Raw genomic sequence first — 14,423 nt, 5'->3', positions numbered from 1 at the left:
ATCCGGAAGCTTCAGAAGCTCTTTGGCTGCATTTTCTTCTTCACTTTCCGATCATCAGAATCGTGAACGAGCCGGGTACAGGCCGTCCCATTCGAGGGCGGCCATTCGGCGGAGCCGGTGCGTCCGCAGGTGCGGGAGCGCGCTCTTGCGACATCGTGAACAGATGGCCTGTCTTCATGTCGAGCGTAATTGTGCGAGCTCCGTTCATCGTATTCAGCACCTGCTCGACTTCAAATGCCACTGGAGTCTTTTCCTTCACCACGGTCAACGTTCCATTTCCTCCTGTGCTGAATGCTTCCATGGTCGCCGGGTTGAACACAGCGCCATCTGAGTTGCCAGCCAATGGCAGCTTGGCGAGGATCTTCCCATCCTTTGCACTCAACACAACCATGGCGGCCTGCGATTGTCCGGCGGGCTGCCCTGCACCCGATGTTTGCGGAGGAGGCAAGCTCGGCCTGCTGCACGCGGCAAACAGCACGCCGTTCTTCGCGTCCAATGCCAGTCCGTTACATCCGCCCATATCCACGAGCGAGTAGTGCGCGATCGCCTTCATCGACTTCAGATCCACCGCGGTGACGCTACCCACGGGGTCCTGCATCACCACGTAGAGCATCCCCTTGCCGTCCGCGACAGCTTCCTCTGGCGTGCCGCCCAGATCGATCGTCCCGGTAACTGTGCCGTCTCGTGTATCAATGACCGTCGCGTTCTTCGTCGGATGGCTCAATACGAACACCCGCTCACTGAATGCATCGAACAGAATCCCATCCGGGCGCGCCTCTCCGACGTCGATGCTCTTCAGCTTCGTCAATGTCTTGGTGTCAAACATCGACACCTGGGGGTGATCGCTGGTGAAACCGTGTCCGGTCTTTGGATCAACAGCGGTTCCCTGGCCTCCGACACCGGATAGCTCGTTCACAGGCGCCAGAGTGTCGAGATCGAAGACCGTCAAACGTGGCGGTACTGCCGCCGTCTCAAGCGACGTATCCGTAGCGGGCGTAGCTCTCACGGCACCTCTGGGGATATAAAGTCGTCGCCCGGCGGAATCTGCATAGATGTAGTCCCACCCGCCCTCTCCGCCGACGCGAGCCGTCTTCAAGACCTTGTACTGTCCATCCTGAGCTCGCACCAGCGGTCCAAACAGAGTTGCACCTGTAATCAGCAGCACCACGAAACGCATCATCCATCTCCTATCGGAAGCTTGCCTTGGGATCGCCGGAGCGTTTCGCCGTGTCCCGGCTACTAAGTCTACGATCCCAAGTGCGAACAAGCGACACTGGAGAAAATGCACCCGCCATGGCGTCGGGTCTCTTCTTCCCCCGACGCCGTAAACTATTAGCACTCGCGAAAGGACCTGAACCCATGCCTCACGCCAGCTTTGACGGACTCCGTGTCCTCTCGCTCGAGTCCCGCCGTGCCCGCGAGGTCGAAAAGCTCATACGCACTTATAACGGCGATCCCCTCGTCGTTCCCGCGATGCGTGAGGTTCCGCTCGAGTCCAACACAGCCTGCCTGGACTTCGGCCGCGACTTGCTCGCCGGCCAGTTCGATCTGGTCCTCTTCCTCACCGGCGTCGGCGTTCGTAACGTCATAAGCATCCTCGAGACAAAGTTCGATCGTGAAGCCATCCTCTCCGCACTCCGCAAGGTTCAAATCGCTTGCCGTGGCGTAAAGCCGCAGGCCGCCCTCCGCGAAATCAATATTGCTGCGGATGCTGTCTCCCCCGAACCGGCCACGTGGCGTGAGGTCGTCTCAACCCTTGACGCGACTTACGGCGACCGCCTGCGCGACATGCGCATTGCCGTTCAGGAGTACGGCGCCAGCAATCCCGAGCTCCTCTCCGAGCTGGTCCAGCGCTGCTCCTCGCTCACCAAGGTCCCGGTATACCAGTGGGGCCTTCCGCTGGACCTCGGCCCCTTGCGTGAATGCGTTCGCTCGCTGATCGACGGCACCTTAGACGTCGTTCTCTTCATGACCGCCGTCCAGGTCATCCATCTCTTCCAGGTGGCCGATGACATGGGCCTCGCCGACGATCTCCGCCGCTCCCTCAACTCTACCGTCGTCGTTTCCGTCGGCCCTGCGACGACCGAAGAGCTCCTCCATTACGGCATCCGGCCCGATTTCGAACCATCACATCCACGCATGGGCTTCCTCGTTAATGAAGCCGCACAGTACGCGCGCAAGCTCCTCGCCGCCAAGCGCACGCCCGTGCCCCCAGCTGACGTCGCGCAACCCGTTGAAGCTCCGCCCGAACCGCCCGCCCCCACAATCACTCGCGCGCCCGCACGTGACCACGGCATCCAGCAGGTCGCTCCATCGACTGCAACCATGGCGGGCTTTCGCGACGGTCTCGCACCGTTCGACGTCCTACACGAGATCAGCTCGAGCATCGCCTCTTCGGATCCGCTTCACGTCGTCCTTCAGCGAATCGTCACCTTCGTGACCGCCGTCATCCCCTGCGATTCCTGCTTTCTCTACACCCTTGAAGTCGACAAGCTTATCCTCCGCGCCTCCAAGAACCCGCACACCGAAGAGGTAGATCACCTGCGCATCTCCGTCGGCCAGGGCGTTACCGGTTGGGTAGCCGAACACCGCGAGACCGTCGCCATCTCGGAGCGCGCCAGCGAAGACCCCCGCTTCAAAGCCTTCGTGAACCTGCCCGAAGATCGTTTCGAGGCCATGCTCTGCGCTCCCGTAATCTGCGCAAATCGCGTTGTCGGCGTGCTGAACCTTCAGCACCGCGATCCCTACGTCCACACCGAGCTGCAGCGCCGGGTCGTCGCGACCATCGGCATCCTCGTCGGCGCAGAGATCGAGCGCGCTCGCCTCGAGACTGAAAACTCCGAACTTACCAACCGCCTCGAGACTCGAAAGACTGTCGATCGCGCGAAGGGAATTCTTCAGCGCGATCTCAGTATTTCCGAGGACGAGGCATACCGCACCATGCAGCGCGAAAGCCGCCAGCGCCGCAAGTCCATGCGCGAGATCGCCGAAGCCATCCTGCTCTCCGATAACCTCCGCCGCGAGGGACCTCCGCAAGCCTGATTCGCGACTGCCGTCTATCCTCCCGACGCCACTTGTTCGGAGCGATGCCGCACGCGAAAAATACCAGGTCCGGATGGGGGTCATGGGCCGAAAAAAGTACAGAAAAAGCCAAACGACACCAACACTACAAATTGGTTGATGGCTAATTATTTGCAATATTTTCAACGTTTTACAGAATAGATTGGCGGCCACGGCATATTTTAGCGGCGCGAGAAGGAATTTCGTGACATTTGCCTCGCGCTTGTAGTACGAATGAATGCGCTGTTTCCTGCGACATCGCGCAGAGGCTGTCCGCAAATGTTTGACCTTCACGGAAAGCGCGCCGTCGTTCTCGGCGGGACGTCTGGAATTGGCTATGCCATCGCGCTTGCCCTCGCACAAGCCGGCGCCGATGTGGTCGCCTCTTCACGTCGGCTCGACGCCGTCGAGCGGACTGCCCGCGCAATCGAACAGACCGGCGTCCGCACATCGCGAATCGCATCCGACGTAGCCGACCGCGCCTCGCTCCAACAACTCTGCGATCGTGTCGAACGCGAGCTGGGTCCCGTTTCCATCCTCTTTAATTGCGCGGGCATCACCCAGCGCATCCCTACGCTGGATTGCAGTGAACAGCTTTGGAACGAGATCATGGATATCAATCTCACCGGCACATTTCGCGCCTGCCAGATCTTCGGCCGCGGCATGGTTGAGCGCGGCTATGGTCGCATCATCAACATCGCTTCCCTCGCCACGTTCGTCGCATTCATGGAGGTCGCTCCCTACGGTGCGAGCAAAGCGGCGGTCGGCGCTCTGACCAAATCGCTTGCGGTGGAGTGGGCGCAGAACGGCGTAACCGTAAACGCCATCGCGCCGGGCATCTTCCCGACTGCGCTCAACAGCTCCATCATCGACTCGCCGCGCGGACAGGAGCTGCTGATGCGCACGCCCATGCGCCGCTTTGGAAAAGTGGAAGAGCTCACCGGGACCGCAGTCTTTCTCGCCTCCGACGAGGCAAGCTTTGTGACTGGCGAAATCATCGCCGTTGATGGCGGGTTCCTGGCAAGCGGAGTCAATCAGTGAAAGAAACCGTACGAAACAGTAACGATGGGCAAGGCAGCCGCCGGATCGACCTCGCCTATGTAAAGCTCGCCTCGAGCGAAATGGCGCGTGACATCAACCGCGACATCGTGCTCGAGCTCATCCGCGCTAACCAACCCGTCGGCCGTGCCGAGCTCGCGCGGCTCTCCGGCCTTCAGCCGAGCACAGTTTCTGCCATCGTCGAGCAACTGCTGGAGGAAAGCTGGATCACCGAAGGCGCCGCCGCCAAGCGCCCGCGCGGACGGCGTCCTACGATGCTCACGCTCAATCCAGAGCTCGTCACGCTCGTCGCCGACTTGCGTCCCGGTCAGGCGATTCTCGCCGTAGTTGATCTCAACGGCCGCTTCCTCTCGCGTGAATCCATTCCGCTCGCCTCCGACGCCGAACGCGCCACAATCAAAATGGCTGAAGCGCTCGAGGCGCTGCGCAAGCAGCACCCGGACAAGCGTGTTGAGGGCGTGGGCATCAGCGTTCCGGGCCGCGTCAACCCGGACACACAACGCATCATCCTTGCGCCCAACCTGCACTGGTCCGACTTCGACCTGAAGAAAACCCTCACCGAACGACTCAACCTTCAAGTCGAGCTCGACAACGCCGCCAATGCCTGTCTGCTCAGCGAACTCTGGTTCGGCCGCATGGACGGCGTTCGCAACGCCGTGCTGATCACCGTCTCCGAAGGTGTCGGTTCGGCGATCCTCGCCAACGGCCAGATTCTCGCCGGCCGCAGCGGCCTCGCCGGGGAGTTCGGTCATATCCCGATCGACCCGAACGGTCCAGTCTGCGGCTGTGGGCAGCGCGGCTGCTGGGAGACATTCGCCTCCAGCAAAGCCGCACTCCGTTACTACCAGGAACTCGAACCTGATCAACCCGCCACGCGCATCCAGGACCTCCTGAAATTCGGCGAAGAGGGCAATCCCAAGGCGCTTGCTGCACTCGAACGTCAGGCGCGCGCTCTCGGCCGCGGCCTGCGCCTCGTCACCGCCGCTCTTTCCCCCGAGGTCGTGCTCGTCATCGGAGACATCACCTCCTCATGGGCGCGTATCGCTCCGTTCGTCGAAGAAGAGCTGGCTGCCACCATGCTCGCCGGCCCACCCCCGCGCCTCGCCGCAGCATCCGACGGCGAACTCGCTCGTCTACGCGGTGCCGCCGCCCTCGTCCTGCAGCGCCACTCCGGCTATTACCGCTCCACCCACGGCAGCCGCGAGCGGCCGCGAAACACAGTACACGCCTAGCTCACCTCAACCTCAGCAATAACCGGGAGAACAAGAATGCAGCTTGCTCAACTTCGGCGCGGCCTGTTGGCTCTTGCAGTTTCACTCGCGAGCACTCTGACCATTTCACGGGCGCAACAAACGAAGCCATTGCCCTACATGGATCCGTCGCTGCCGAAGGAGCAGCGTGCCGCTGACCTCGTCGGCCGCATGACACTCGAAGAAAAAATTTCCGAAATGTCGAACAGTTCCGCCGCGATCCCGCGCCTCGGCGTCCCCGCGTACGACTGGTGGAACGAGGGCCTTCACGGGGTCGCTCGCTCCGGCTACGCGACGATGTTTCCGCAAGCCATCGGCATGGCCGCCACATGGGACGCTCCGCTCATCCACCAGATCGGCGACGTCATCTCCACCGAAGCACGCGCCAAGAATAACGAAGCCCTGCGCAACAACATCCACTCCATCTACTTCGGCCTCACCTTCTGGTCACCCAACATCAACATCTTTCGCGACCCGCGCTGGGGCCGCGGCCAGGAGACCTACGGCGAGGACCCATTCCTCACCGCCACGCTCGGCAAGAACTTCGTCGAAGGCCTGCAAGGCACGAACCCCAATTACTTCAAAGTCATCGCCACACCCAAGCACTTCGCCGTGCACTCCGGCCCCGAGAGCGAGCGCCATCGCTTCGACGTCACGCCCAGTCCACACGATCTCTGGGACACCTACATGCCCGCGTTCCGCGCCACCATCGTCGACGCGCATGCCTACTCGACGATGTGCGCCTACAACGCCATCTACGGCCAGCCCGCCTGCGGCAGCGACCTCCTCATGCAGACAATCCTCCGCGGCTACTGGAACTTCCAGGGCTTCGTCACCTCCGACTGCGGCGCCGTTGACGACTTCTACGAGAAGACCGCGCACCACACCTCACCCGACAAAGCGCACGCCGACGCTGACGCGCTTCATCACGGCACCGACACCGAGTGCGGCCGCTCCTATGCCACCGGCCTTGCAGACGCCGTCAAAGATCACCTCATTAGCGAAGCCGATATCGACATCTCACTCCGGCGTCTCTTCCTCGCGCGCATGAAGCTCGGCCTTTTCGACCCACCATCAATGGTGCCTTACGATTCAATCCCCTTCTCCGAAGTCAACTCGCCTGCGCACCACGCACTCGCGCTCGAAGCTTCCGAGAAAGCGATGGTGCTGCTCAAGAACGACGGCATCCTCCCGCTCGCACCCGCGAAGTTCAAGACCATCGCCGTCATCGGCCCGAACGCCGCTTCCCTTTCCGCGCTCGAAGGCAACTACAACGCCGTGCCGAAGAATCCTGCAATGCCGATCGACGCACTGCGCACCGAGTTCGCGGGAGCGAAGGTCATCTACGCACAAGGCGCGCCCTACGCCGACGGCATGGCGATGCCCGTCCCGCGTACCATGCTGCGTCCATCGCTTGATTCCCACGAAGAGGGCCTCAAAGCCGAGTACTTCGCCAACGGCAAGGTCGAAGGCACGCCGGTGGCTACGCGCATCGATCATGCAATCGACTTCGACTGGAACTCCGCCGCTCCTGTTCCCGAGGTGAAGCAGGACCACTTCGGCGTTCGTTGGACCGGCTTCATCACTCCGCTCGCGCCGGGCAAGCAGGAGTTCAGCATGCGCCTCGCCCACTGCTATCCGTGCGGCGACCGCGAGCACTTCGATGTGAAGATCGACGGCAATGACGTCAGCACCCACGCTACCGAAGGCACGGAGTTCCGCGAGAGCACAACGCCGCGTTTCTCCTTCGACTTCGCTGACACCAAGCCTCACGCCATCGAGGTTACCTACACCCACAACGCTCCGCTCTTCGGCGCCGGCATCTCGCTCGAGTACTTCCCCGGACCCGGTCTTCTGCAGCAGGCCGCAGGCGACGCCGCGAAGAACGCCGACCTCGTCATCGCCATGGTCGGTCTCTCGCCCGAGCTAGAAGGCGAAGAGATGAAGATCCAGATTCCCGGCTTCTCCGGCGGCGACCGCACGGACATCAAGCTGCCTGACTCGCAACTGCAGATGCTGGAACAAGTCGCTGCAACCGGCAAGCCGCTCGTCGTCGTTCTGCTCAACGGCTCCGCACTCGCGGTCAACTGGGCGCAGGACCACGCCAACGCGATCCTCGAAGCCTGGTATCCAGGCGAAGCCGGCGGCCGCGCGATCGCCGAGACACTCGGCGGCAGGAACAATCCATCCGGCCGTCTGCCACTAACCTTCTACACCTCACTCGATGAGCTTCCACCGTTCACCGACTACTCGATGAAGAACCGCACCTACCGTTACTTCACCGGCAAGCCGCTCTACGACTTCGGTTACGGCCTCAGCTACACAAAATTCGCCTATTCGCACGTGAAGCTCTCCGAGACAACCGTCCACGCAGGCGACACGCTAACCGTCGAAGCCGACGTTAAGAACACCGGCGCGCGTGCAGGCGATGAAGTCGCCGAGCTTTACCTGATTCCTCCGCACGACGGCAACGGCGGCCTTTCACCGAACCTTCAGCTCGAAAGCTTCGAGCGCGTTCATCTCGCTCCCGGCGCAACAAAGCACGTCGTCTTCAAACTCTCTCCGCGCGAGCTCAGCGAAGTCGACGATAAGGGCGTCCGCAGCGTGCAGCCCGGCAGCTACAAGCTCTCCGTCGGCGGCTCACAGCCCGACGATCCCCGCGCTTCCTCCAAACCAGAAACAGCAGACTTCACCATCGTCGGCACGCAGGAACTGCTGCACTAACTCACACTTCAACACCGAAGGAGCGAAGGGATGCGGTGCTCGAGTATCTGGTTGAAGAGCGTTGCGAGCTTCGCTCTTTTGTTTGCTGTTGCTGGCCCAAGTGCGAGAGCGGAAGACGGTTCTGCTGCATGGCTGCGCTATGCACCGATCTTGAATTCCAGCGTATATGAGTTTCTTCCTGATCGCATCATGTTCCAGGTAGATACTCCTGCCGACCGTGCGGCGGCGCGAGAGTTGCAGCGTGGACTCACATCAATGTTGGGACGAACGTTCACAGTTGTTCCATACGATTTCAGCTACAAGGTTCGTGCCATTCGCCTCAACCGGGGACCCAAACCCTCGGAGACTGGCCCCGAGGTCAACGCTGGAGCGAGAGGATCTGCACGTTTCACCTCAGATTGGTTTGTTATCCAGAAGAATAGTCTGCAGGGCGGATCGTTCCTGCTGCAGACAATGACGCCTCAAGCTGAACTCTATGCATCCTTCCATTTGCTCGAAGAAGTAGCCTCAGAACAACCGATTCGCGATTTTGAGATTGAGAAAGCTTCTGCGCCGATTCGTTGGGTCGATGAATGGGACAACCTGAACGGTACCATCGAGCGCGGTTACGCCGGCCCATCCATCTTCTTCGAGAACGGGCATGTTCGCCAGGACCTGACGCGTGCTGGAGAGTACGCGCGGCTGCTCGCGTCTATCGGCATCAATGGATGCAACGTTAACAACGTGAATGCAGACCTCGATCTGCTGACGACGGAGCACCTCAAGGAGTTCGCGCGCATCGCAGACGTGTTTCGCCCCTGGGGTGTGAAGCTCGCGCTCTCGATCGATCTCACGAGTCCGCAGACCGTCGGAGGATTGGATACGTTTGATCCGCTCGACCCAAAAGTGATCGCGTGGTGGCAGAAGAAGGTCGAGGAGATCTACACGCTTATTCCCGATTTCGGCGGCTTCACTGTGAAGGCCGATTCGGAAGGACGCAAAGGGCCATCGCAGTATGGCCGTTCACCCGCTGACGCAGCGAACGTGTTAGCCCGTGCTCTTGCGCCACATCACGGTGTGGTGCTGTATCGCGGCTTCGTCTACAACAATCATCTCGACTGGCACGATCTGAAGGCAGACCGCGCACGCGCCGGCGTCGACAACTTCGCCTCTCTCGACGGAAAGTTCGACGAGAACGTCATCATTCAGATCAAGGAAGGTCCAATCGACTTCCAGGCGCGTGAACCCGTTTCGCCGCTGTTCGCAGCGTTACGTCATACGCCGGAAGCAATCGAACTGCAGACGACTCAGGAGTACACGGGACAGCAGCGGCACATGGTTTGGCTGCCGAGCATGTGGAGGTGGGTGCTCGACACCGACATGCGCGTCGACGGAAAGCCCTCACCGGTTAAAGACATCATTACTGGCAAGACATTCAACCAGCCAACTGGCGGATTCGTCAGCGTCGTGAACGTCGGGATGGAACCGAACTGGCTGCATCATCCAATGGCGATGGCGAACCTCTACGGTTACGGCAAGCTCGCGTGGAATCCTGATGAGCCGCTCGAGAAGATCATCGACACCTGGACGCGACTGACGTGGGGCAACGATCCGCAGGTGGATCGTACGATCGATGCGATGCAGATGAAGAGCTGGCATGTATACGAGAGCTACACGGGGCCGAACGGCATGGGCACGCTGACGAACATTCTCGGCTATCACTTCGGTCCGGGCATCGAAAGCGCGGAGCACAACGGATGGGGACAGTGGTTCCGCGGCGAAAAGGAGGGCATCGGCATGGACCGTACCGTCGCGACGGGAACGGGCTACATCGGCCAGTATCCAAAGGAACTCGCCGACAAGTATGAGTCGCTCGCAACCTGTCCTGACGATCTGCTGCTGTTCTTCCATCACGTGCCGTATGACTACAAGCTGCACTCCGGCAAGACGCTCGTGCAGAGCATCTACGACTCGCACTACGAAGGCGCGCTTGCCGCAGCAGAGTATGTGCAGCAGTGGGAGTCGCTCAAGGGCAAGATCGACGATGAGCGATACGAGAAAACAGATGCACTATTCGGGTACCAGGCAGGTCACGCGATCGTGTGGCGGGATGCGATCGATAACTGGTTTCAGCGCATCTCTGGCATCGACGATGCGCAAGGTCGCGTTGGCCATCATCCAAATCGCATCGAAGCTGAGGACATGAAGGCTGTTGGATACCAGACGGTCGATGTGACGCCTTGGGAGACAGCTTCGGGTGGCAAGGCCGTCGTCTGCCACGACGCTGGCGGATGCACGCTCACGACAACGCTTCAGAAGCCAGCGGGAACGTACGATATTGCGGTGCAGTACTTCGATATCTGGGCCGGAGTTTCGACTTACACTCTCAGCGTGAATGGATTAGAGGTCGCGACGTGGAAAGCGGATGACAAACTTCCGCCTGCTCAACCCGATCCTCATCTTGATGGACAGACGAGCACGCGACGCACGATTCGCAGTGTGACGCTGAAGCCTGGTGATGTACTGGAGCTGCGCGGTGTTCCGGATGTGCGGCTGATCCTGTTTCATGGAGCTCAGGCCGCAGGGCTAGCAGGTCCCTCTCAAGGGCTGCGTATGCAGCCTAACCTGCAGGAGTATGCTCCGGTCGACTACATCGAGATTGGACCGGATGGACCGATCACTCCACAGTAACGAAGTGAGGACGCGATGAAGATTACTGCTGCAAGATTGATTGTCTGCTCACCCGATCGCAATTTTGTGACGCTGAAGATCGAGACTGATGAAGGCATTCACGGGCTCGGTGACGCGACGCTGAATGGGCGCGAGCTGGCGGTGGCGGCGTACCTCGAGGAGCATGTGATTCCCTGCTTGATCGGGCGCGATCCGTCACAGATCGAGGACATCTGGCAGTACCTGTATCGCGGGGCGTACTGGCGGCGGGGGCCGGTGACGATGTCGGCGATCGCCGCGGTGGATGTGGCGCTGTGGGACATCAAGGGCAAGGCCCTGAACACGCCGGTGTACAACCTGCTCGGCGGAGCGTCGCGGCAAGGATGTCTTGTGTACACGCATGCGAATGGAGCGGACATTGCTGAAGCGATCGACTCGGTACAGAAACACATGAGCGAGGGATACCTGGCGGTGCGCGCGCAGGCTGGCGTCCCTGGTGTTGCCTCAAGCTACGGTGTGCCGAAGGGCGGTAAGCCGTATGAGCCGGCGGAACGTGGGTTGCCGAGCGAGAGTGTGTGGTCGACCGAGCGGTACCTGAACTTCGCTCCGAAGCTGTTTGAGGAGCTGCGCAAAACAGTCGGCGAGGATGTGCATCTGTTGCATGACGTGCATCACCGGCTGACGCCGATTGAGGCGGCGCGGCTGGGCAAGGCGCTGGATCCGTTTCACCTGTTCTGGATGGAGGATCCGACGCCGGCGGAGAATCAGGAGTGCTTTGCGCTGATACGGCAGCACACGACGACGCCGATTGCGACAGGCGAGGTTTTCAATTCAGGGTGGGATTGCAATGAGCTAATTTCGAAACAGCTCATCGATTACATCCGGATGACTGTGGTGCACGGGGGCGGGATTACGCATGCCAAGAAGGTGGCGGACTTCGCGGACCTGTACCAGGTGCGTACGGGGTACCACGGGGCCACGGACCTGAGCCCGGTGACGATGGCGGCGGCGTTACATGTCGGCCTGGCGATCCATAACTTCGGGATACAGGAGCACATGCACCACTCGAAGCTGACGGATGAGGTGTTTCCGCATGCCTACCGGTTCGAGGCGGGGTACATGCATCCGGGGGATAAGCCGGGGCTGGGGGTGGAGATTGATGAGGCGCTGGCAGCAAAATATCCGTACCAGAGGGCGTATCTGCCGATCGCCAGGAAGCTGGATGGGACGCTGACGGACTGGTAGGAAGGGGGCCCCCTCCCCCCGTACTTTTTGCGCAAAATCTTCCTGACAAAACACTTAGCCTCGGACCTAAGTGTCTCCGGGTGTCACTTCTGGCGCAAAATGCCCGTTTTGTAGCGCTCACCAGCTGCAAAATCTTGAAAGTACTCGATTTTCAAGGAGCAGAAATGCGAACGCCCGGCGTCTGCCGGGCGTGATTCTTCCTGTCTCTATTATATGGGGTGGTGTCAAGCCTCTGGGCCTTCGGCGAGGAGTTTGAGGAGGGCGGGTTCGTCGAGGATGGGGATTTTGAGCTCGCGGGCTTTGTCCAGTTTGGAGCCGGCTTCTTCGCCGGCAACGACGTAGCTTGTTTTCTTTGAAACGGAGCCGGAGACTTTGCCGCCGGCGGATTCGATGCGGGCCTTGGCCTCATCGCGGGCGAGGGTGGGGAGAGTACCGGTGAGGACGAAGGTGAGGCCGGCGAGAGTGGTGCCGATGATGCGGCGCTCGGCGGTGAGTTTGAGGCCGAGAGCTTTGAGGTCATCGACCAGTTGCTGGTTCTTTTTGTTGGAGAAGAATTCGACGATGGCTTGCGCGACCTTTGGGCCGACTTCATTGACGGCTTCGAGTTGTTCGGCGGTGGCGGAGCGGAGCTCGTCGATCGAGCCGAAGTGCTCGGCGAGTAGTTGAGCGGTGCGCTCACCGACGAAGCGGATGCCGAGGCCGAGGAGGACGCGCGCGAGACCGCGGTCTTTGCTGTTGCGGACTTGTTCGAGAAGAGTGTCGGCGGTCTTTTCGCCGACGCGCTCGAGTGAGAGGAGCTGCTCGCGCTTGAGGCGATAGAGGTCGGCGATGGAGTGGATGAGCGGCTCGCGGGTGGTGATGGGTTCGCCTGTTTCGCTGACGGATTCTTCGGCGTCGCCTTCGGGTGTGGGTGCCTGGCCGAGGAGTTGGGCGACCATGGCATCGCCGAGACCTTCGATGTTCATGACGCCTCGTGAGGCCCAGTGGAGGAGTTCGCCGGCGACGCGTGCGGGGCAGGCGGTATTGATGCAGCGCCAGTCGACCTCGCCTTCGGCGCGGACGAGATCGGTGCCGCAGACGGGGCAGCATTTGGGAAAGATGATTTCTTTCGTGCCGCGCGTGTGGTCTTTGGCTTGCTGCTTTGGAGGCGGGACGACTTCTGTAATTTTGGGGATGACGTCGCCACCGCGCTCCACGGAGACGAAATCGCCGATCTTGACGCCGAGGCGAGCGATCTCGTCGGCGTTGTGGAGTGTGGCGCGAGTGACGGTGGTCCCGCCGATAAAGATGGGCGAGAGTGCGGCGACTGGTGTGATTTTGCCTGTGCGCCCGACCTGGAAAAGAACGTCTTCGAGCCTGGTGACGCCGGCACGCGCGGCGAACTTGTAGGCAATGGCCCAGCGTGGCGCCTTGCCGGTGAAGCCGAGACGGCGCTGCTGTGCGACGGAGTCAACCTTGAGGACGACGCCGTCGATCTCGTAGGCGAGTTTGTCGCGGAGTTGTTCGGCTTTATCTATAAAGGCGAGCGCTTCTTCAATTGAGGAGACCGTGTGCGCGTATTGGTTCACGCGGAGATTAATCGTGCGGAGGGCATCAAGCGCTGCAGACTGTGTTGGCAAAATCTCCTCGCCGTTGCTAAGCAGGGTGTAGGCGAAGAATTCAAGCCGGCGCTGCGCGACGATGTTGGGCTCGAGAGTGCGGATGGTGCCGGCGGCGGCGTTGCGCGGGTTCGCGGCGGGAGACATGCCAGAGGCGACACGCTCTTCATTCATCTGCTCGAATGCTTTTTGCGGGAGGATGACCTCGCCGCGGACTTCGAGGTTCTGCGGGAGATGCGCGGACTTTAATTTGGCAGCGCTGATCTGCAGCGGGATGCTGCGAATGGTGCGGACGTTGGTGGTAACGTCTTCGCCCGTGGTGCCGTCGCCGCGCGTGACACCGGTGGAGAGTGTGGCTTCGCCGTTGCGGCCTGCGATGTATTGGAGGGCGAGCGAGAGGCCGTCGAGCTTGAGCTCGCAGACGAAGCGCGGTTTCTCTTTCGAGCCGAGGCCGGACTGGACCCGCTCAGCCCAAGCCTGCAGCTCATCGGCGTTGTAGGCGTTATCGAGCGAGAGCATGGGCCGCGAGTGCGCGACCTTGGGGAAGCCTTCTTTAGGTTTGCCGCCGACGCGCTGCGTGGGCGAGTCGACCGTGATGAGGTCGGGGTGCTGGGCCTCGAGCGCCTTGAGACGGTTCATGGCTGCGTCGTACTGGGCGTCGGTCCACTCGGGCGCGTCAAGGACGTAATAGAGGTGCTCGTGGTGGCGGAGGAGCTCGCGGAGGGATTCGATCTGCTGGTCGGGTGTGAGCTCGGCGGCTTTCGTCATACGGGGAAATTATAGGGATGCAGGCGCCTCGGTGAAGGACGGGAGGGCATTTCAGTGCGCCAGTCGGCGA

Annotated in this window: 8 protein-coding genes; 6 read left to right on the top strand and 2 right to left on the bottom strand. The window is 60.9% G+C overall.

Translation table 11 applies throughout. The features are described 5' to 3' along the window. Positions 1–40: 40 nt before the first annotated feature. On the bottom strand, positions 41–1,180 hold the full coding sequence (locus tag VGU25_17385; protein HEV2578982.1) for a hypothetical protein: 1,140 nt from the start codon (positions 1,178–1,180) through the stop codon (positions 41–43). Positions 1,181–1,359: 179 nt separating this feature from the next. Here VGU25_17385 and VGU25_17380 point away from each other — a divergent pair, with 179 nt between their 5' ends. The 6 genes from VGU25_17380 to manD all read left to right on the top strand — a co-directional run bounded on the left by VGU25_17380 (position 1,360) and on the right by manD (position 11,987). After that, the gene (locus VGU25_17380; protein ID HEV2578981.1) at positions 1,360–3,042 is read left to right on the top strand and encodes a uroporphyrinogen-III synthase; all 1,683 of its coding nucleotides are present in this window, start codon (positions 1,360–1,362) and stop codon (positions 3,040–3,042) included. 297 nt (positions 3,043–3,339) lie between these two features. Beyond that, positions 3,340–4,101: an SDR family oxidoreductase gene (locus tag VGU25_17375; protein ID HEV2578980.1), complete on the top strand. Its 762-nt coding sequence runs from the start codon at positions 3,340–3,342 to the stop codon at positions 4,099–4,101. After that, positions 4,098–5,351: an ROK family transcriptional regulator gene (locus VGU25_17370; protein ID HEV2578979.1), complete on the top strand. Its 1,254-nt coding sequence runs from the start codon at positions 4,098–4,100 to the stop codon at positions 5,349–5,351. Before VGU25_17375 ends, VGU25_17370 begins: the two co-directional genes overlap by 4 nt. A gap of 36 nt (positions 5,352–5,387) precedes the next feature. Further along, positions 5,388–8,093: a glycoside hydrolase family 3 C-terminal domain-containing protein gene (locus tag VGU25_17365; GenBank protein HEV2578978.1), complete on the top strand. Its 2,706-nt coding sequence runs from the start codon at positions 5,388–5,390 to the stop codon at positions 8,091–8,093. A gap of 30 nt (positions 8,094–8,123) precedes the next feature. Continuing rightward, complete coding sequence (locus VGU25_17360; protein ID HEV2578977.1) at positions 8,124–10,763, top strand: alpha-glucuronidase family glycosyl hydrolase; 2,640 nt, start codon at positions 8,124–8,126, stop codon at positions 10,761–10,763. 15 nt (positions 10,764–10,778) lie between these two features. Further along, on the top strand, positions 10,779–11,987 hold the full coding sequence (gene manD / locus VGU25_17355) for a D-mannonate dehydratase ManD (protein HEV2578976.1): 1,209 nt from the start codon (positions 10,779–10,781) through the stop codon (positions 11,985–11,987). Positions 11,988–12,211: 224 nt separating this feature from the next. On the opposite strand, the gene ligA is transcribed toward manD, so the two are convergent. Then, a complete protein-coding gene (gene ligA / locus VGU25_17350; protein HEV2578975.1) occupies positions 12,212–14,353 on the bottom strand; it encodes an NAD-dependent DNA ligase LigA in 2,142 nt (713 codons plus the stop codon). Between the last annotated feature and the right edge of the window lie 70 nt (positions 14,354–14,423).

The sequence above is a fragment of the Acidobacteriaceae bacterium genome, from assembly GCA_035944135.1.
Lineage (GTDB): Bacteria > Acidobacteriota > Terriglobia > Terriglobales > Acidobacteriaceae > Granulicella.
Note: the sequence above shows the minus strand (reverse complement) of the source record. Positions and strands in the feature narration are given on the sequence as shown.